Genomic DNA, 19,266 nt, shown 5'->3' on the forward strand with positions numbered 1-19,266 from the left:
TCATGTTTCAGAGCCTCGTTCAACGGCGTCGTCAGCGGTGGGCCTGGATGGTTGGTCTCTGCAGTGCCCTGGGCGCCGCAGCCCTGGTGGCCTGGTTGTGGCTGCTGCGGTCGTTGAACTCCCTGCCTTCCCCGCGCAGCAGCGAAGGCCGAGACCTCCTTTACCACTACAACCGCACATCCCACGATCTGTGGCTCATCCTGCTGGGCTTGGCGGTTGTGGGGTTGCTCTGGTTCAGCCGCCGTGACCCCCAGCAGCAACCCACAGGCAAACCGTGGCATCGGCAACTGCTGAGCTTCGCTCGCGAGCACCCGATCGTGCTGCTGCTGTTCATCGCCTACACCGTGGCGATGGTCAACGGCACCCACTGGTTGTTTCCCGAGCTGGTGGGCTGGTACGACGGCATCATCGACCACAAACTGCTCGACAACTTCAGCGTCCGCTACGAGTTCATCTCGGAAACGATGCTGCGCAACGACTACCGCTTCTTCCCCCTGGCCCACCAGGATCTGCATGTTCTGAGCTGGTTCACGGCCTACGTGAAGGTCTGGATGCTGGTGAGCGCCGCTGAACTGCTCGCCATCGTGGTCTTGGCCCATCGCCTGATCCGGCGCCTGAGCCCGGGGCCTCCAGCCAAGGCTCTGCTGCTGCTGATCAGCCTGCTGCTGCTCTCGGCACCATCCACCGGCTTTGCCTTCTTTCAGCTGATCTACGCCGAGCGCATGCTCACCCTGTGCCTGATGGCCTTCAGCGTTTGTTACTTCGATGCGCTGCAAAGCGGCGATCGGCGCAGCCAGGCACTCACCTTGATCTGGGCCCTGATCGGGCTCTTTTTCAAGGAGATCGCCGTGCTGCTGTTTGTCACACCAGCGCTGGTCACGCTGATCGCTGGAGCAGCTGGACGGATTGAGGGACGACCAGCCCTAACGCTGGCCGCGCTGCAGCGGCCGACGCGGATGGCCTGGATCGGTCGCTGGTTGCGCTCGTATCAGCTCGAACTCTGGATCAGCAGCTTGCTCGTCGTGGTCGTTCTGGCGTACGTCTACCTCAGTTACCTGCCAAGCCTGTACCACGGCAAAACGGCTTACAGCTCCAACGACATCTACCAGCTCTCCTCGGATCCTCGCCTGTGGATTCCCCTCGCCTACCTAGGAATCCGCATCAGCACCCTGCTACGGCATGGAGGATCCATCCAGCTCCTGGATGGACTCAGCAGCGGCGCTGTGCTGTACGCAGGCGCGCTTTACGTGCTGGTGGGATACGAGGGCAGCAGTTACATGGCGCTTCCGGTGCAGCTGGTGGCCGTGCTGGACCTGGCCTTTGCCTGGACCGCCTGGATCGCACCCAGGCTCTCTCGCCGCCTGGGAAGCGCTGGTGCCACAGCCTTGGTAGGGGTCGTTGGTTGCGCAGGATTCATTGCCGTAGAACACCAGGTTGACGACAACTTTCTCGAGCGCGTCGTCAACCTGAAAACCAAACAGGCGTCCTGGCTGCAAACGGTGGAGCGCATTGAAACCATCACCCGAGACACCAGACGCAGCGGCCGCGATGTGAATGTGATCTTCACCAAATCGTGGTTTCGCCGCAATCGCCATCTCGACCGCTTCCATTACGACCGCCTGGTGTACTTAGATCCCGACACACGCCGCTACAGCGTTGTGGATGGGATCAACAAAGGCTCCGACTACCAGCCCAAAGCCGGAGATCTGTTGATCAACATCGACAAGGGCGGGCTGGGATTCCTCGGCGACACCCTCAACGACTACGAGGAGGTGTATCGCTACAGCGACCGCGTCCGCAACGGACGGATTTATCGCTTTCGGGCGTCGCCGGCTGCGGAATAAACAAGCCGGCGATTGAGCTCAGCCACCCAGGGCACAGCAAGCGCCAGCTCAGCAGCCCCTGAGGGCCTTGCCATCCAGGCGTTGTCGTAGCGAATGGCAGCACTGCGCTCAGGGTCAAAGCGCATGCGATTGCCTGACAGCACATGGCTTTGGCTGTATGAGCCTGGCTGCAGCATCTGCTCCGAGAAGTCGAGATCCAGCCAACGGCACAAACGCTTGAGGGTGGCTTCAGGCTCGAGCGCCAGCTCTTCGTATCCCACCCGCAGCACTGGATGGGGACCGCGCTGCAACAGACGATCATGGTGGGCATTCGTGCGGCACCAGCGCAGTGCCGGGCGTAGACCCGGCAGCCAACGGCCCTGCTCTCGCCCGCGGCGCGCCCGGGAATGCACCCAGGAGCGCACGTCGCGGGTGAGATGCACGATGCGGATTTCAAGCTTGGGATCCTGCACAAACGGGAGGACGAAATCGTCCTGGTAGGAATCCACAACCCAGGCCGGAGGCGCCTGCTGCGGGTCGCGCACCCGCTCGAGCCCCTCGAGAAGACGGTGCATCTTGGCCGCCAAAGACCAGTGGTCATGGGCAGGCAGCCACTCCAGGAGCGGCCCCCAGACGGGACACTGAGCAGCCACCGCCCCACAGGTGCAGCGACGTTCGAAGCGCAACTCCCCGCGCAAGCGAGCCGGGCCGCGATCACCATCGGCCGGGGCAGGTCGCTCCAGGATGCGCGCCGCTTCACCCAGGCCAACCATCTGCGGGTGAGCGCCAAGGGCCAGATCGAGGATGGTGGTGCCGCTGTGGCCAAGGCCACGGATGAGCAGAAGCTTTGTCATCGCCGGGAGGCCTCAATCACCTTGCGCAACAGCTCCGACACCTGGCGGAGGTGATGGTCCACGGTGAAACCCGCCAGCACACGCCGTCGCCCGCAGTCTCCCAGACGGGCCGCCAACTCCCGGTCGTTCACAACCCGGGCCATGGCCGCAGCCATCGCCGTCTCATCGCCTTCATCAACAAGAAACCCGCTCTCCCCATCGAGCACCACATCGGGAATACCGGCATGGCGGGTAGCCACCACGGGCAGACCACTGAGCTGGGCTTCCATCACGGCCACCGGGCTGCCCTCGCTGTCGCCATCTGCAGCCACAAGGGAGTGCTGCACAAACGCTCGCACCTCACGCATCAGCGCGGCAACCTCAACCTGTGAGCGCACGCCCAACAGCCGCACCTGCTGGGTGAGCGCCAGAGACTGCACCAGCGCCTGGGCTTCTGCCAACAGAGGCCCCTCACCCACCATCCACAACTGCAGCCTCGGTGTGGAAGCTGTGGACTGATGGCACAGCTGCGCAAAGGAACGGATCGTGTGCAGCGGTCCTTTCTTTTCCACGAACCGCCCCACAGCCAGCAACACCGGATCGGCAGCGGCTGGCCGGCTTCCCTCAAACAGCGCAGTGTTCGCGCCGGACGGACTGATCAGCAACCAATCGGCTGAAGCACCCAGGTCCAGCAAGGTGTCAGCCATGGGCCTGGACTTCACGATCACAGCCGAGGCAATGCGCATCAGCCGCCGGTAACGCTCCTCCAACATCCCCAGCCGATTCCTTGCGGACGCATCGGAACCGCGGAAGTGCACAACCAAGGGCACCCCGGTCCAGGCACAGGCCTCCATCACCCGCACCGCTTCAAAGCCGAACTCCACCAGCACGGCGTCGGGCCGACAGCGGTGAATGAGGGCCCAGGTGACCCAGGAGGCTGGCCAGGTCGCCAGCCACGGACAGCGCAGGCGCGTGAGCAGCTTGCTGAGCAGGATGGCGGTGCCATACACCAGCCGCCAAGGGCTGCGCAGAGGGCGCTCATCACCAAAGAACGCCGTTGTGGCAAAAGGAAGCCCTTCCAGATTGGCGCGAATGAAGGTTTCACTGGCAGCCCGGCGTGTCGGGGCCAGCACCAACAGTCGATCAGGCCTGGATGGCGCCGTCATGGGTCCTGATCGGGCAAGGCCAGCACCGAGCGCCAGTGGGGCTCCACAACAGCCCAATCGAGGGAGCACAAGGTGTCCCGAGCCGCTGCACCCAGGCGGTCCCGCAGCGCCGCATCGGACATCAACCGCTCCAGCGCCTGCGCGAAGGCACGCCAATCCTCATTGGGCACGACGCATCCATGCACCCCATCGCTCACCATTTCCAATGGGCCGGGTGAGGCATCACTCACCACGGAGGGCAGCCCCGCGGCCATGGCCTCGAGCAACGCGTTGGGCATGCCCTCAAAGCGGGAGGGCAGGGCAAAAATCGCAGCTCGTTGCATGAAGCTCACCGGGTCGGACCGGAAGCCCGCAAAGGTGACCGCCTCGGCGATCCCCAGCTGGCGCGCCTGATCTGTGAGCGCTTGCCGCTCTGGGCCATCCCCCACCAACACCACGCCCCAGCCCGAACGGCAGGCCTCAGGCAGCGAGGCAAAGGCCTGCAACAGCAGATCCAGTCCCTTCTGCGGGACCAAGCGGGCCACAGCCAGCACCATGGGCTCGCGCACCAATGAGCGATCAACATCCCGCCTGGCCAGCCCAGCGGGGAGGGGGTTGGGCAGCAATTCGAGCCGTTGCCAGGCCCCCATCTCCTGCAACGCATCAATCACCCCTTGGGTGTTGGCTGTGACCACATCGGCCCGGCGGTAAAACAACGAGCGCAGCCGACGCCAAAGCGGCTCCAGCTGTTGACGGCGCGGGTCATTGCGCTCAGACACCACCAGATGCAGGGGAAGATCCCAGGCAGCCGCGCAGCAGAGAACGTTGGTTTTGGTCAGCAAGGACAGGATGCGCCTGGGCTGGCGCTGCTGAACCAGCTGGCGCAGGCGGGCATAGCGATACCCGGCCAGGCGGGGCATCCCCCGCATCAGCAGACGCGTCGCCCAGGTGCTGCGCTGGGGATGCATCTGGCGTTCGATCAACGGCCAGCACACCATGATCGCCAGGCGCAAGGCGGCACGCTGCACTTTGAGCACCTGCGCCAGGCTGAAGCGCCGCATCCGAGCCGGCAGAGAACGATCGGCGACATCGCGCAGCCAGGGATGCAGGACCGCTTCATCCGGCCCAAGATCGAACACCTCAACCCCCGCGGGGAGGGCGTGCTTGATCGGGTGTCCATGACGCAGGGACAACACCCGCACCCGCAGGCCCTGGGAGGCGAAGTGTTCGGCCGCCAGCAGACCGACCTTCTGAGCGCCGCCGGCCCCGAGGTGGGGCAATACGACCCAGAGATCATCCATCGCTCAGTGGCCGCAGAGCTTCCAGAAAATCATGGCGGAGGCGTTCGGGCGCGAATCGCTCACGTACGCGCATCGCGGCAGCGGCCAGGCGTCTGCGGCGCGCGGCGTCACCGAGCAACTGATCGATCGCCAAAACCCAGTCGGAGGTGGACGCTTCGCAGGGCATGAGCACGCCGTTCACGCCCTGCTCGATCAACTCCGCAGGGCCGGTGAGACAGTCGCTGGCCACGCAGGCACATCCGGCCGCCATCGCTTCCAACAACACATTGGGGAACCCCTCGAAGCGCGAGGGGAGCACGAACACCGTGGCCCGCGCATACCAGGAGGCCATCGACCCCACCATTCCCGGCAGAAGCAGGCGCTGCTGCAAGGTTGGATCAGGCCCGAGGATGGTGCGCAGCCAGCTCTGCTGATCGAGCCCCTGGTAGGGCGCTTCGGGCACACCCGGCAGGGCGAGATGCAGCTGGGGATGGGTGGCGGACAGGGCTGCGAACACCGGCATCAAACGATCAAAACCCTTCTGGTGCGCTTTGGTGCCTGCTCCGAGCAACAGCGCTGCATCGGGCGGCAGCCAAGCCTCCGGCAGCACTTGGGGCGCACGATCGGGGAGCGGCCACTGCACGGGATTGGGCATCAGCAGTTGGCGACGCACCCCGCAGTGACGCTGCAGCCAGGCACCGGTGCGCCGGGTCTGCACCAGATGCAGATCGGCCCATGGGTAGGTGAGGCGACGCAGACAGCGCCAGGGCAGAAGCGGTGGTTTGGCCGGGGGATAGTTGCGTTCCGACACCACGCAGCGAACCGGTGAACCGACACAGGCGAGCAAGAGCTTCACCGCCGGCAGCGTTGTGATCCCAACAGCCAAGTGGCAGTGCTGCTGCCGCAGAAGCGCCCGCAAACCCAGCACCCGCCAAGGGAAGGCCAACCAGCCCAAACGGTCGAGATGGAGTGGCAAGGGAGGTTCTTGAAGGCGTTGCACCCCAGCGGGCACGGGGTACACATCACGCTGCGGTGACTGCCGGGTGATCACCAGCACAGACCAACCCGCTTGTTGACACCAACCAGCCCAACGCAGCAACACCCGCTCAGCACCACCGAGCTTGAGGGAATCAATGCAGAAGGCGATCCTCGGGGCTGCCATCACCCCATCACCCGGGGGCCGAGCGACTGCAGAAACTGACGGGCCTTTTCGGCCCGTTCACGGCGGAGATCTGGGAAGTACACCAACAACACAGGATCAACCAACTGCTCGAGATCCGGGCGCTGGTCGGGACACTCCCGTGGCCAGCGCCCGGCATTCAGCATTGTCAGCAGAGCATCCGAAACGGCACGGTGATCTTCCTGCGTGCTGTGAATGATCGGCTCGAAACGGGCATGGAAGCAGGCATCCCGCAGGCGGGACACCTCGTTCACAACCTGGTCGTAGCGATCTGCATCGGCTGCATGCCAAGCCATCACCGCCGCCACCGTGAGGCTGCGCAGGATGTTGCGGGTCATCCGCACCGCCGTCTTGCGATCAATCGCAAATGGGTCGTAGCGACGCACACTCTCCATCAGCTCCAAAGAGGCCTGCTCCAGACCAGGGGTGTCCTTGAGGGCCATCAAGGCCCGCAAGCGCGTGAGCTGAGCGGAAATCAACAGCTTGGCTCTGTTCTCACGATTGGGTTTCAAGCAGCAATAGGTGTTGGGATCCTGCTCAAGCCAAGCCACGATCTCCGAGAGGCCCACAACTCCATGGCGGAGAGCGAGGTCGTCCTTGGCATCGATCGCCCGGTAAGTACGCACAACCCTGCAGTACCCGGAGTAATGAAGCGGCAGGCGTGTGCTGGAGGCCAGCGCCTCAAACAGAGCCAGCTGGTCCAAGCGGGTGCCAGGTCGCGAACCGCGCCGGAACAGAAGCTGGCGGAGGATCTCAGCTTCGCCATCTTCGTCCCAGATGCGTTCGATCAGGCGACAGGCTTCGTCGTAGTTCCCGCCCTGAAGGCAGCGTTCCGTCAAACCGGCGAGCAGGCCAATGTTGTGCGGCCTTCGCTGGAGCGAGCCGCGCAACCAGGCATCAGCCCAGCGTCGTCCCCCCAGCCGCTCTAGGGCGTGCACACCCAGCAGAGTGAGCTGGGCGCCAAGCCAAGACCAACGCCATTGCGATCGCACGTGGTGATAAGGCGGAGCCTGGGGTGGCAACGGCTGCTTGGGCAGCAGGCCGTGGCGATCCAGCACCGCAAGCATCGCCTGCGTGCGCGTTCGGTAGGTGTTGTGTTGCGCCCGCTCCAGACGCAGGGCCTTCGCGGGGCCATTCCCTGCCAGAACGGCGTTGATCGCCGCAGCAAACGCCTGCGGATCAGGAGGACACAGCAGCGCCACATCCCCCTGATCCAGCAGCGAGGGAATCGCCGTGGCCACCACCGGACAGCCAGCAGCGAGGTATTCGAAGAATTTCATCGGATACATGTGGCGTGTGTAGGCGTTGATCTGAAGCGGCAACAGCGCCACATGCGCTTGGGCCAGATAGGCAGGGAGGGAGGCGTAAGGCTTCGGCCCCAGCAGATGCACATTGGGGAGTCGGTTTAAGCCACGCACATCCGTGCTGGGGTCGGTTTCTCCAACGGGCCCGATGAACACAAACGACCACTGCGGATGCTCCGAGGCCAGGGTTTCCAGCAACGCCAGATCGAGTTTGTAGGCATCAATGGCTCCCACGAACATCAGCACAGGGCCGTCGCCAAAGCCGTCCCGCCAGTCCGGCGGCGATGCCAGAGAAGGATCGAGAGCCCGCCCGAAATGATCGGCATCGGCCACGTTGCCGAAGTAATGCGTGCCGGCATTGCGAGGGGCGATGGAGGCCTGAAGCTCCGGCGAGGTGGTGAACACCGCATTGGCTGCGCCACAGAGATCCACTTCGGCTTCGTCCAGGGCAGCCACCGGCATCCCTGGCTGGGCCTGAATGCGATCAACGCAGTGATACACCGTGGCGTGGAATTTGCGCAGACGCAGATAGCGGCGCGTCTGGGGGTTGAAGGTCCAGAGCAAGGGACTGCGGAAATCGAGAAGCCAGTCGGCCACAAACAGGGAGACGGCCAAGCTCCAACGGTTCAGCGCACCCCAAACGCCAGCACTGCGTCCAGGCAGAACCAGCGGTGATATCACCCAGAGGTTGGGTCTGACTTGCCTGGGACCTCTCAGCCCCCGGCGCAGACGACGCCAGATTCGGCGGGAGTCTGAGCGGTCGACCCGGGGGGCACGCACACCCAGTGAATCGACGTAGAGCACCCGATGCCCAAGGGCTGCAAGGGACAGCGCCTGGTGCTGTTTGTTGGTCCAAAGCGGATGATCCCAGTCCGCAGTAGACAACAGCACCACATCAGTCATTGGCAATATCAAGCATGGTCATATCCCGGAAACTGGGCGACACCTGCTTGAGTGTTTCGAAGTCACCGGAAGCCAAAATATGGCCCTGGTCGATTTCATAAATCCGATCGCATTTCCGCACCGTCGACAAGCGATGGGCAATCACCACGATCGTGCAGCGACGACCGATGAGGTCTAGCGCTTGCATCACATCGTGTTCTGTTTTGTTATCGAGTGCACTGGTGGCCTCATCGAGAACGAGGAACTGAGCCTGTCTGTAAAACGCACGGGCCAGAGCCAAGCGCTGACGCTGCCCCCCCGACAACTTGACGCCATCCTCTCCGCAAAGGGTGTAAAGGCCGTAGGGCATCTGCGCAACAAAATCGGAGAACTGCGCTGCCTCCAGCGCAGCCCACACTTGGTTGTCATCAACCTCATCCGGATATTCGCAGAAGGCAACGTTCTCGCGGATACTGGCATCGAGGAGTTTGATGTTCTGAGGAACAAAAGCACAGCTTGCCTGCCAGGCAGGTATTTCCTCCTGAGATACAGGAAGACCATCAAGAAGAAGATCCCCGCAAGTGGGGGAATACAAGCCCAGCAGGAGATGGGCCAGGGTGGTCTTACCACTGCCCGTGCGCCCAACCAGCGCAATTCTCGATCCCACGGGAATGGACAGGTTGATGTTGTCGAGCACAGACGATTTAGCGTCGGTATAAGCGAACGACACATCACACAGATCAATCGAGCGGCGCGGCAAGATGCCATCTGGGGAGGGCACACCCGGATCCCCCAACACAAAACGATCCGGACGCATCTTGAGAAGCTGAATGGCGTCGGTGACCTCAGGCAAACCGCCGCGAAGCTTGTTGATCGATTTGAAGACGGATTGCATTGGGCCTGAAATCCTCAGCAATGCCACAAGAACCGTGGCGATCTCCGGCAGTGATTCGCGCAACCCTTCGCTGGATCCAGAAAACAGTGCGGGGGCAAGACCAACAGCAAAGAGAATTGTGATACCCGCAGGTTCAATCACAAAGCGTGGGACGTTCGGCAACAAACTGGCCAGGCGATCATTACGCTTTGCAATCGCACCTTCCCTCGAAAATCTCTCAACAAAATAAGAATGAGAGGAATACAGCTGGATATCACGCATGGAGCGCAAAGACTCCGAGAAAATCACATGTAGGCGACGCGAATAGCGCGTTTTCTGCCTCAGCGCCAGACGCAGGTAGGGGGTGATCAGCTTCGAAGACAGGGCATAAGCCAACACAAGCAACGAGAAGATCAAGAGCGCCTTGGCACCCAGCACAAATGCAACTCCAAGCAGCAAGGCCATCACGGAGATCAGGCTGCTGGCAATGGCGATCAACGGCGTAATCACGGCACCAGTGACACGACTGAGAATGCGGTTGAACTTCTCTGAAAGCACTGATGTGCGTTTGCGCATGAAAAACTCATAACGCTGCAGCATCAGATTGCGGTAAACCTTATTCACCAGGTCGGCCCAGATATCAGCCGTTAACAACGATTCCAGCAACGCCACCCCAAAACGGATGCCCGATGCCAACCAATAAGCCGCGATCAGCAACACAACAATCCAACCGGCCTGGTCAAACAGACCGCCACCGAAAAATCGAATCCCTGGAATCTGATCGCCGAGCCTGGCCCCAGCCAACAAGCCAACGAGTCGGGCCAGCAAACCGATCAGCAGGATGTCGATAATGCCCTGAAAAAGGGATGCTGCCAGCACGAAACAGAGAAAGCGAAGGCGCTGTGGTGACAGCTCTTCAAGCAGAAGCTTGAGTTCGTTCCAGGTCTTGCTCTTCAGGGGCATCGACAAATGGCTACGACCACGATCCGTGGAGTGACTTGGCCCTGAACACCCCTTTATTAAAGGGTGTAGCCGATGCCCTTCATCGCCCTGGCAGCCAGCCAGGCAACCGATTGACCACCCTTCGGGCCGCAGCAAGCCAGCGACGGCGACGCAAAGCAGCCAGAGGCACCGATCGCAGGGGGGGCTCAGCCTGAAGGCGGGGCATCAGAGCATCCAGTTCGTTGAGCACCCGCCGCCAACCGTTTACCAGTGCGTCCTCGCTGTAAGGAGACAACAATCGCTCCATCTCCGAAGGGGTGGGTCGCCAGTCCGCAGGTCGGGCGACAGCAGCACTGATGCGGGCCACATCATGCTGCAGGGAACCACAGCCCAATTGATGTCCCATCACCCCAGGGGTGAGGATGTCGGCGAGTGCGTGGTTCACACTGCTGAACACCACACATCCGCAAGCGCTGGCCTCAAGCGGTGGCAAGCCGAACCCCTCACTGACACCTGCACAACGCCAGTGGTCGGCGGAATCGTAGAGATACACGCTGGCGTTGTTAAACAACGCCACAAGATCATCGACCCAGCCATCCTGAACCTCAACCTTCAGTCCCTGTGCCCGCAGAGCCGGCACGAGCTGATGGAGCACGTAGGCGCTGCTTTTGCGCCGCTGCACCAATACATCGATGGGCCGCGCCCTTTGCTGGAGGGACGCGCGCGCCCCGCGTTCAAACCATTGCGGCTCCAGGGCATTGGGAAGCAGAAACAGGGGATTGCGTGGAGCACGATCTCCCCAGTACCCAAGAGTGTTTCGGCTCACAGCCGCCACAGGAACTCCAGGGGGAAGGTCAAAGCCGTACCCCGTGCTGTGCGCTTGGTAAAGCACAGCACGGCCTCGCAGACGGCGCAGCAGAGCCGGCACATCAAAGCCCCAGCTCACAATCCATAGACCCTGACCAGGAGCTGGCTCTGCCCGCAGCACGTCCGCAAGGAACGGCTCGGAGCCACTGCGCTCTCGGTAGGTCACCACCTGCGTTGGCCTGAGATCAGACAGCAAGCGAGCGGTCTGCAAGGCAACGCTCAATCCGCCACAACGAAAACGGGTCCCGGTGCCTGGCACCAGAACCCGAATGCGTTGGGCGTCGGCTCCCGATGGAATCAAGCAGCCACAGCCTCGGTGCTACCAGCACGCTGACGGCGAGTGAGGAAGCCGAAGAGCACCTTGCCGATCGCGGCCACCAGGTTGCCCTCCAGTTCCTGGAACATCTTCATGTTCAGGTGGAAGGCATGGTTGGCCTCTTCCACCATGCGATCGGCCATCGCCTGATCAATCGGCAGCTGATCCATCGCAGCGCGATAGGTGGTCTTAAAGGCTTTCTCGTCGGCGATCTCAGGAAAGGAATAGAAGTGCAGCCCGTCGTTCCCGCCGAGGTTCATCGCTTTTTGGGCAATGTTCTTGAGGATTTGCCCACCGGACAGGTCGCCCAGGTAGCGGGTGTAGTGATGGCCCACCAGCAGCTCCGGAGACTCTTTGGCCACCTGGCGGATACGGTCCACATACACCTCAGCCGCAGGGGTTGCCTTGATCTGCTGAAGCCAATCAGCCCCGTAGTAATAGGCCAGATCCTGCTCGAGGGCCTCACGGCGGTTCAGTTCGCTGAAGGCGATGGGGGCGATCACGGGGTGATCGGCCAACCGTGCCATCTCCTCTTCCATCGCGGCGTACACGAAATAGAGATCAGCCACCAGCGTGCGGTAGCTGCCCTTGTCCACCACACCTTTCAGGAAGCAGCTCACGAATCCGGTGTTTTCAGCCATGGTGTGCGACTTCTTCGTTCCTTCACGGAGCTGGGAAGCGAGAGCGACGGACATCGGACAGATCTCGTGGACAGTGAGAGCAACCTTAAAAGCGATTTCAGTGATGACGGTGCAAAGGGTTGCGAAGGGTTACGCCGCCGTATCCGACGCTGCCGATTCCTCAAAAAGAATGAAGAGCTCGCGGCAGATCTCACGCAACTGGTGAACCTGCTCTTGCCGAGGGAGATGGGAGCCCTCTGGCTGCCAATCGCCCATGGTCGCCAGACGCCAGCGCTCACCATCAAAAGTCATGCCTCGCATCAACACGCCGAGGAGCTCAGGAGGCGACTGGGAATCGCCCTTGGCAACACCCTTCAGCCGCAGTTGCAGGAGCAGACTGCGGCACTCCAGGCGTGGACTCCAGCCAGGAAAATGAAAGGAGAGATCAAGGGTTTCCTCCTCCAGCCAGTGACGGGTCTGGGGATCATCCCTCCAGGGGCTGAGATTGGCGCGGGCGGCAGGAAAACGCTGCTTAACAAGCGTCACCGCCGAGGCCAGAGCCTGCACCAGTCCCACGCTGTTCACGGCATCGGCTGCGTTCACCCGCCTCACATCAGTGTTCTCAGGTTGAATGCTGATGACCTCCCGCGCCAGCAGCCGTTACGGTTGCAACCATGATCCCGAGGTCTCTCAGCACCCGACTCAGCCTGTACGGACTGGTTGGGGTCGGTGCCGCGGCCGTGCATGCGCTGGCACTGCTGGTTCTCGGAGGCCTGATGCCGTTATGGCTGGCCAACCCTCTGGCCTTCCTTGCCGCATCCCTGGCGAGCTATCTCGGCCACTCCCGCTTTACGTTCCAACCCGAAACCGGCGGCCAGCGTTTCGCCCGCCGTTGGTTGATCCTTCAGTACGTCGTCAACCTCACCGTCAGCGGTGTGCTTCCCCTGGCTCTGCCTGGATGGCTCCCCTCTGGCGCTGAAGTGGCTGTGCTGGTGTTCACGCCAACGGCGCTGAATGCGCTGATCTGGTCGAAAGCTGCCCGCTTCAGCTTGCAGCGCCGCCAGGGGGAACGCGTGATTCCGCTCCGCCATGCCGATGATCTCGGCCTCAGCCAGGCCGCGAACACGGCAATTTTGGCTCTGGCGAAGGCCGGACAGCTGGATGGGACCAGTCTTCTGGTGAACGGTCCGGCCGCTGCAGAGGGCGCCGAAGCCTGGCGTTCCCTGACGGAACACAGGCCAACCCTGCAGCTCTGTCTCCATCTCTGCCTCACCGAAGGACCATCGAGTGCTGTCCCCGAATTGATTCCCGATCTGGTGAATCGCCAAGGCCATCTGCACCGGTCTTTTGGATCCTGGCTGCTCCTCTCACTGCTGCCGCGCCGCCATCCAGAGCGCGTGAGGGTTGTTGCCCAACTGAGACGCGAAATCGACGCGCAAATCAAACAGTTTCAAGCCTTGGGCGGGCACGGGTCCATCGCGCTGGATGGCCACCAACACATCCACCTTGTGCCTGTGGTGCTCGAGGCTGTTCTGGACCGTGCTCATTCAGCAGGCATCACCTGGGTGCGCAGCACCGATGAACCCTTGCCCACCGGGCTTCCCTTGCGCTGCTGGTGGCAAGCCTGCCGCGATGCAGGGCTGCTCAAGTGGTTGATTTTGCAGCTGCTCAGCTGGCGTGCGCGAGCCCACCTTCAGCGCTGCGGACTGAGCACCAACGCGGGGTTCGCTGGCGTGCTGTTCACCGGGCACATGGCGGGTGCACCGCTTCTGGCTGCCTGGAGGGAACTCAGCAGCCTGGGCGCCAAGGCCCAGCACACAGCACCACTGTTGCTGGCCCATCCCGGTGCTCCCCTGGATCAAAACCTTGCTGATGCTGGATTTACGGTCTCCCAAGCTTTCGCCGCTTCCCCTTGGCGGCAAAGAGAGTGGCGCGCCCTCGCAACGCTTACGCCCCTCCCTGATCAATCGAGCGGATGAAGTAGTGCGGCCGGGCCTTCGACTCCACATAAATGCGGCCGATGTAGTCGCCGAGCACGCCGATACCGATCAACTGAATGCCGCCTAGAAACAGCACGGCAACCATCAAGGAGGCGTAACCGGGGACATCGCGGCCCACAAGAGCCGTACGCAGAGCGATTAACAACGCATACAACAGGCTGATCCCGGAGACCAGAACCCCGAGGCCTGTCCACACCTTGAGAGGCAGCACGGAAAAGGAAAAAATCCCATCGAAGGCATAGCCAATCAGCTTGAGCGGGCTCCAGGAGGTCGTGCCTCCCACCCTGCTGACGCGCTGATAAGGCAACTCCACACTGCGATAGCCCGTCCAGGGCAGCAGGCCTTTGGAGAAGCGGCTTGACTCGCGCAAGCGGGTGAACGCGTCCACGACCGCAACATCCAGCAAGCGGTAATCACCAGCCCCTTCCTGCAGCTGGATGGAATCCACCACCTTGTTGAACACCCGGTAAAACCAGGAAGCGCTCAGCACCTTCAAACGCGACTCCTGATCGCGGTCATCGCGCACCGCCGTCACCACCTCGGCCCCAGCGCGCCATTCCGACACCATGGCCTCGATCAACTCGGGCGGGTGCTGAAGGTCGGAGTCGATCAGCACCGCCGCCTCACAGCGCTCGCGCACATGGTCCAAGCCCGCGAGCATGGCGGCTTCCTTGCCGAAATTGCGGGTGAGTTCGAGCAGGGTGACCGGAACCGGCACGCCCAGGCTGCGGCGCTGCGCCAAGAACGTGCGGATCTGATCGCGAGTGGCATCCCTGGAGCCATCGTCGATCAGCACCAGATGGTCCACACCGGGAACAGCCAGCACCCGCTCGATGAAGCGGACGATCACAGCCTCTTCGTTGAAACAGGCTGCCACCACCCACACACCATTACGGGTCGTCATCAGACGGGCGGCAGGGACCCTTGAACTGTAGGGATTGCACCTCGAGTCATAGGCTCGCCACCAAGTGATGCCGCGAGGCGGCGAATCAAGCATGGCCCAGTTCGAGAAGCTCACCGCCCCCAGCCAGGGCACACCGATCCGCTTCGAGAACGGCCAACCCGTGGTGGCCGACAACCCGATCATTCCCTTCATCCGCGGTGATGGCACCGGCGTTGACATCTGGCCTGCCACCCAGAAAGTGCTGGATGCGGCCGTGGCCAAGGCCTACGGCGGAGCCAAAACGATTGAATGGTTCAAGGTGTATGCCGGCGATGAGGCCTGCGACCTCTACGGCACCTATCAGTATCTGCCCGAAGACACCCTCGAAGCGATCCGCACCTACGGCGTGGCCATCAAGGGCCCCCTCACCACCCCCGTGGGTGGCGGCATCCGCTCGCTGAACGTGGCCCTGCGCCAGATCTTCGATCTGTATTCCTGCGTACGTCCTTGCCGGTATTACGAGGGCACCCCCAGCCCCCACAAGCGTCCCCAGGATCTGGACGTGATTGTGTACCGGGAGAACACCGAAGACATCTACATGGGTGTGGAGTGGGAGGCCGATGACGCCGTTGGTCAGGAGCTGCGCAAGCACCTCAACGAGGTGGTGATCCCCGCCAACGGCAAGCTGGGCAAACGCCAGATCCCCGAAGGCTCCGGCATCGGCATCAAGCCGGTGAGCAAGCACGGCAGCCAGCGCCACATCCGCAAAGCGATTCAGCACGCCCTGCGCCTGGAAGGCGACAAGCGCCACGTCACCCTGGTGCACAAGGGCAACATCATGAAATTCACGGAAGGAGCGTTCCGCGATTGGGGCTACGAGCTGGCCACCACCGAATTCCGCGACGTGTGCATCACCGAGCGGGAGAGCTGGATTCTCGGCAACCTCGAGAAGGATCCAGGCCTGAGCGTGCAGGCCAATGCCCGCATGATCGAGCCGGGCTACGACAGCCTCACCCCCGAGAAGAAGGCCGACATCGATGCCGAAGTGCAGGCCGTGATCGACGCCATCGGCAGCAGCCATGGGGGCGGCAAGTGGAAGCAGATGGTGCTGGTGGATGACCGCATCGCCGACAGCATTTTCCAGCAGATCCAGACCCGGCCTCAGGAGTATTCGATCCTGGCCACCCTCAACCTCAACGGCGACTACATCTCCGATGCCGCCGCGGCCATGGTGGGCGGTTTGGGCATGGCCCCCGGCGCCAACATCGGCGAAACCGCCGCCATCTTTGAAGCCACCCACGGCACCGCCCCGAAGCACGCCGGCCTCGATCGCATCAACCCCGGTTCCGTGATCCTCAGCGGCGTGATGATGCTGGAATTCCTGGGTTGGCAGGAGGCTGCCGACCTGGTGACCAAGGGCCTGAGCGCCGCCATCGCCGACAAGCAGGTCACCTACGACCTGGCCCGGCTGATGGAACCCAAAGTGGATCCGGTGAGCTGCAGCGGTTTCGCTGAAGCGATCATCGAGAGGTTCTGAACCGCACGGCGCGAAAGCCGTCAGACTGCCCGCATGAGCGCCCGTTCCAGCTCCGAGACGTCCCCGCCCTCACGGCTCCCCGGATTGCCAGACGGTGTCACCGACCCCTGCGTGCACTGCGGCTTCTGTCTGCCCACCTGCGCGAGCTACCGGGTGCTCGGCACGGAGATGGATTCCCCCCGCGGCCGCATCCACACCCTTAAAGCGATTGAAGCGGGTGAGCTCGCGCTCGATGCCACCGTGGCGTCCCACTTCGACAGTTGCCTGGGGTGCTTCGCCTGTGTGAGCGCCTGCCCCTCCGGCGTGCGCTACGACCAGCTGATCGAAGCCACCCGGCCGAAACTGAACAGCGCGGAGCTGCGCAGCCCCTGGCAACAGACCTTCCGGCAGCTGCTGCTGGCAGTGCTGCCTTACCCCAGCCGCCTGCACGCTTTGCTCACCCCCTTGCGGGCCTATGCAGGAGGGCCGCTGCAGACCCTGATCCGGCGCAGCGGCCTCACCCGCCTGCTCGGGCCCCAACTGGAAGCCATGGAAGCGCTGCTGCCGCCCCTGGCAGCGGAAGGCTTCGCCGATCGCTTCCCGCTGGTGACAGCGGCCCAAGGCGAACGCCGCGGCCGCGTGGGCCTGGTGTTGGGCTGCGTGCAGCGCTGCTTTGACCCTCAGGTGAATGCAGCCACCCTGGCTGTTTTGCAAGCCAATGGCTTCGAGGTGGTGGTCCCTGCCGACCAGGGCTGCTGCGGTGCGGTGAGCCATCACCAGGGACAGATGGAGCAGACCCGCTCCCTCGCCAGTGATCTGGTGCGCAGCTTCGCGGCGGCCGCAGGACCCGAGGGGCTCGAAGCCGTGCTGGTGGCCGCATCGGGCTGCGGCCACACGCTGAAGGCCTATGGCGAACTCCTCGGTGACGAGCAAAACAGCTTCTCCTGCCCCGTGCTCGACGTGCATGAATTTCTTGCAGCACGGGGCCTGTCGGCGTCGTTCCGCGCTGCTTTGCAGCCTCTGCCGATCACCGTGGCTTATCACGACGCCTGCCACATGATCCATGGGCAGGGCATCAGCAGCGAGCCGCGGTCGTTGCTGCGCAGCATTCCCGACCTGCAGCTGCGGGAGGCTACGGAAGCGGGGGTGTGCTGCGGCAGTGCCGGGATCTACAACCTGGTGCAACCCCAGGAAGCGGCCGAACTGGGACAGCTCAAGGTGGAGGATCTCAGCCGCACCGGCGCCAGCGTGATCGCCAGCGCCAACATCGGCTGCAGCCTGCAACTGCGCCGCCACCTGCAACAGGACGGGCCGGAGGTGCAGCATCCGATGGAGTTACTGGCCCGCGCCGCTGGGCTGAGCCTGGAGTCAACGACCTCAGCCGACGCCGCCTGAACCCGCCTCCATCAAGCGCCAAGCCTGCGCCAGGGTGTTGCGGTCCCCCAGATTTCCCGGGAAGGTCACGATCGGCAGGTCATGCCAGGGCAACCCTGCAGGCACCCAAGGCCGCACCAACGACAACCCAGGCAGCAACTGGCCTTCGAGCTGGACGGCATCCAACGCCAGCCCCTCCGCCAGCAGGGTGCCGGTGGTGATGCCGCCCTTGCTGATCACATAACCCAACTGCGGTGCGCATGCCGCCACCAGCCTGGCGGTGAGCTGGGCCAGGGACAGACCAAACTGAAGGCGCCGGCGCTGAGCGGAAGCGCCCTCGCCGAACGTGAGTTCACCACGGCTGGTGTAAAGCACCGGTGTGCGTCCCTGGGCCAGACAGCCCTGGAGGTGCTCCCCCCACTCCTGCTCAAGATCAGCCAGCAGCAGATCCGGCGTGCCCCCCTCCAGCACCCGAGCAATCCGAGCCACGGGAAGCTCCAGGCCGGCGCATCGGCCATCCTTGAGCAGCTCGGCCACCTGCGCATCGGCCAGGGGCACATGGGACCCCACCAGCACCAGACCGGGCAAGGCCACGCCCCTTGAATCCCGGCAACGCAGATTGGCCAGCGCAGGCGCAGACAGGGGCTGGGGCCCCAGGGGCTCCTCGCCAGCATTCACCAGCCCATTGATCAGGCTGGCAGCGGCGCGGAACAACAAACGCTTGCGCCCCTGCAACCGGCGCACCGCAGCGCCGAGGGCATCCAGCTGCTCGGGGCGCTCCGCATCTACCACCACCGACACGTTGCCCTGCAGCGCCTGCAACCAAGCCAGCAACTCCTCAGCCCCTGCGGAGGGTGCATCAGCGGCCCGATCGAGCAGGTCTCCCCCCAGCCGCCGCACCGCTTGCGCCGGAATCGTTCCCCCGCTCTTTTCTTCCAGCCAGGCATCGAGAGCACTGGTGCTGAAGCCGAAGCTTCGGTCTTGGGCGAAGGCCGTGGTGTGCACCGGTTCGCCATGCAGCAGATGCACCCCATCCACGGTGGTGCGCCCCCCGGGCAGGAAGGCCGGCACATGCAAGGTGGCATCCACGGGCCCGAAACGGGCTGCCAACGCGTCGGCGAGCACGGTTGGTTCGAGCACGCCATGCCCGCGCAGGGTGGAATCGCCCCGACTCACCAGCAGCAGCTGGGACTCGGGGATGCCCTCGGCCTCCAGAGCCTGGTGCAGAGCGCTCAAGATCTCCCGGTTGCGCTCAGCTGCCGCCTCTGGGCCGAGGGCACGGGTGTTGGCCAGCACAAACAGCAGCGGCGAGCGATGGCGCAGCCCCCGGCGCAGGCTGTCCACATCCCAACGCAGCAACAACGGACAGCTGTGCACCGTTTGCGACCCGGTGGGATCGTCGTCGATCACAACGATGGTCATGGCAC

15 protein-coding genes are annotated in these 19,266 nt (G+C 63.2%); 4 read left to right on the forward strand and 11 right to left on the reverse strand.

What is annotated here, in order from left to right:
- Positions 1–2: 2 nt before the first annotated feature.
- Complete coding sequence (locus tag KQ296_RS02950) at positions 3–1,844, forward strand: hypothetical protein (RefSeq protein ID WP_011932159.1); 1,842 nt, start codon at positions 3–5, stop codon at positions 1,842–1,844.
- Here KQ296_RS02950 and KQ296_RS02955 read toward each other — a convergent pair.
- The 9 genes from KQ296_RS02955 to KQ296_RS02995 form a co-directional block, all read right to left on the reverse strand.
- Positions 1,811–2,677: a sulfotransferase gene (locus KQ296_RS02955; RefSeq protein ID WP_011932158.1), complete on the reverse strand. Its 867-nt coding sequence runs from the start codon at positions 2,675–2,677 to the stop codon at positions 1,811–1,813. The genes KQ296_RS02950 and KQ296_RS02955 overlap by 34 nt on opposite strands.
- Positions 2,674–3,822 (reverse strand): glycosyltransferase, encoded by a 1,149-nt coding sequence (locus KQ296_RS02960; RefSeq protein ID WP_011932157.1) that lies wholly within the window; start codon positions 3,820–3,822, stop codon positions 2,674–2,676. Before KQ296_RS02960 ends, KQ296_RS02955 begins: the two co-directional genes overlap by 4 nt.
- Positions 3,819–5,102 (reverse strand): glycosyltransferase, encoded by a 1,284-nt coding sequence (locus KQ296_RS02965; RefSeq protein WP_011932156.1) that lies wholly within the window; start codon positions 5,100–5,102, stop codon positions 3,819–3,821. The genes KQ296_RS02960 and KQ296_RS02965 overlap by 4 nt, the downstream gene beginning before the upstream one ends.
- The gene (locus KQ296_RS02970) at positions 5,095–6,243 is read right to left on the reverse strand and encodes a glycosyltransferase (protein ID WP_011932155.1); all 1,149 of its coding nucleotides are present in this window, start codon (positions 6,241–6,243) and stop codon (positions 5,095–5,097) included. The genes KQ296_RS02965 and KQ296_RS02970 overlap by 8 nt, the downstream gene beginning before the upstream one ends.
- Positions 6,243–8,456 carry a glycosyltransferase gene (locus tag KQ296_RS02975; protein WP_259726327.1) on the reverse strand — a complete coding sequence of 738 codons (2,214 nt, stop codon included), beginning with the start codon at positions 8,454–8,456 and terminating at the stop codon, positions 6,243–6,245. Before KQ296_RS02975 ends, KQ296_RS02970 begins: the two co-directional genes overlap by 1 nt.
- A gap of 4 nt (positions 8,457–8,460) precedes the next feature.
- The gene (locus KQ296_RS02980) at positions 8,461–10,284 is read right to left on the reverse strand and encodes an ABC transporter ATP-binding protein (RefSeq protein ID WP_011932153.1); all 1,824 of its coding nucleotides are present in this window, start codon (positions 10,282–10,284) and stop codon (positions 8,461–8,463) included.
- Between the two features lie 79 nt (positions 10,285–10,363).
- Positions 10,364–11,431 carry a glycosyltransferase gene (locus KQ296_RS02985; RefSeq protein ID WP_011932152.1) on the reverse strand — a complete coding sequence of 356 codons (1,068 nt, stop codon included), beginning with the start codon at positions 11,429–11,431 and terminating at the stop codon, positions 10,364–10,366.
- On the reverse strand, positions 11,428–12,141 hold the full coding sequence (locus KQ296_RS02990) for a heme oxygenase (biliverdin-producing) (RefSeq protein ID WP_011932151.1): 714 nt from the start codon (positions 12,139–12,141) through the stop codon (positions 11,428–11,430). Before KQ296_RS02990 ends, KQ296_RS02985 begins: the two co-directional genes overlap by 4 nt.
- 75 nt (positions 12,142–12,216) lie before the next feature.
- Positions 12,217–12,669: a hypothetical protein gene (locus KQ296_RS02995; protein WP_041428330.1), complete on the reverse strand. Its 453-nt coding sequence runs from the start codon at positions 12,667–12,669 to the stop codon at positions 12,217–12,219.
- Between the two features lie 71 nt (positions 12,670–12,740).
- On the opposite strand from KQ296_RS02995, the gene KQ296_RS03000 reads away from it, so the two are divergent.
- On the forward strand, positions 12,741–14,045 hold the full coding sequence (locus tag KQ296_RS03000; protein WP_011932149.1) for a ChbG/HpnK family deacetylase: 1,305 nt from the start codon (positions 12,741–12,743) through the stop codon (positions 14,043–14,045).
- On the opposite strand, the gene KQ296_RS03005 is transcribed toward KQ296_RS03000, so the two are convergent.
- On the reverse strand, positions 14,014–14,970 hold the full coding sequence (locus tag KQ296_RS03005) for a glycosyltransferase family 2 protein (RefSeq protein WP_011932148.1): 957 nt from the start codon (positions 14,968–14,970) through the stop codon (positions 14,014–14,016). The genes KQ296_RS03000 and KQ296_RS03005 overlap by 32 nt on opposite strands.
- A 91-nt stretch (positions 14,971–15,061) precedes the next feature.
- On the opposite strand from KQ296_RS03005, the gene KQ296_RS03010 reads away from it, so the two are divergent.
- Both KQ296_RS03010 and KQ296_RS03015 read left to right on the forward strand, forming a co-directional pair.
- A complete protein-coding gene (locus tag KQ296_RS03010) occupies positions 15,062–16,486 on the forward strand; it encodes an NADP-dependent isocitrate dehydrogenase (protein WP_011932147.1) in 1,425 nt (474 codons plus the stop codon).
- Positions 16,487–16,519: 33 nt separating this feature from the next.
- Complete coding sequence (locus tag KQ296_RS03015) at positions 16,520–17,860, forward strand: (Fe-S)-binding protein (protein WP_011932146.1); 1,341 nt, start codon at positions 16,520–16,522, stop codon at positions 17,858–17,860.
- Here the strand turns inward: KQ296_RS03015 and KQ296_RS03020 are convergent.
- Positions 17,843–19,261, reverse strand: a complete 1,419-nt coding sequence (locus KQ296_RS03020; protein WP_011932145.1) for a four-carbon acid sugar kinase family protein — start codon at positions 19,259–19,261, stop codon at positions 17,843–17,845. The two genes, KQ296_RS03015 and KQ296_RS03020, sit on opposite strands and share 18 nt — an antisense overlap.
- Between the last annotated feature and the right edge of the window lie 5 nt (positions 19,262–19,266).

The organism is Synechococcus sp. CS-197, assembly GCF_025128215.1.
Lineage (GTDB): Bacteria > Cyanobacteriota > Cyanobacteriia > PCC-6307 > Cyanobiaceae > Synechococcus_C.

Excerpts from the sequence above, each read along its gene's own strand:
- KQ296_RS02965 (WP_011932156.1), bottom strand. The coding sequence starts at position 5,102 with ATGGATGATCTCTGGGTCGTATTGCCCCACCTCGGGGCCGGCGGCGCT.
- KQ296_RS03010 (WP_011932147.1), top strand. The coding sequence starts at position 15,062 with ATGGCCCAGTTCGAGAAGCTCACCGCCCCCAGCCAGGGCACACCGATC.
- KQ296_RS02970 (WP_011932155.1), bottom strand. The coding sequence starts at position 6,243 with ATGGCAGCCCCGAGGATCGCCTTCTGCATTGATTCCCTCAAGCTCGGT.
- KQ296_RS03020 (WP_011932145.1), bottom strand. The coding sequence starts at position 19,261 with ATGACCATCGTTGTGATCGACGACGATCCCACCGGGTCGCAAACGGTG.
- KQ296_RS02960 (WP_011932157.1), bottom strand. The coding sequence starts at position 3,822 with ATGACGGCGCCATCCAGGCCTGATCGACTGTTGGTGCTGGCCCCGACA.
- KQ296_RS03000 (WP_011932149.1), top strand. The coding sequence starts at position 12,741 with ATGATCCCGAGGTCTCTCAGCACCCGACTCAGCCTGTACGGACTGGTT.
- KQ296_RS02950 (WP_011932159.1), top strand. The coding sequence starts at position 3 with ATGTTTCAGAGCCTCGTTCAACGGCGTCGTCAGCGGTGGGCCTGGATG.
- KQ296_RS03015 (WP_011932146.1), top strand. The coding sequence starts at position 16,520 with ATGAGCGCCCGTTCCAGCTCCGAGACGTCCCCGCCCTCACGGCTCCCC.
- KQ296_RS03005 (WP_011932148.1), bottom strand. The coding sequence starts at position 14,970 with ATGACGACCCGTAATGGTGTGTGGGTGGTGGCAGCCTGTTTCAACGAA.
- KQ296_RS02955 (WP_011932158.1), bottom strand. The coding sequence starts at position 2,677 with ATGACAAAGCTTCTGCTCATCCGTGGCCTTGGCCACAGCGGCACCACC.
- KQ296_RS02980 (WP_011932153.1), bottom strand. The coding sequence starts at position 10,284 with ATGCCCCTGAAGAGCAAGACCTGGAACGAACTCAAGCTTCTGCTTGAA.
- KQ296_RS02990 (WP_011932151.1), bottom strand. The coding sequence starts at position 12,141 with ATGTCCGTCGCTCTCGCTTCCCAGCTCCGTGAAGGAACGAAGAAGTCG.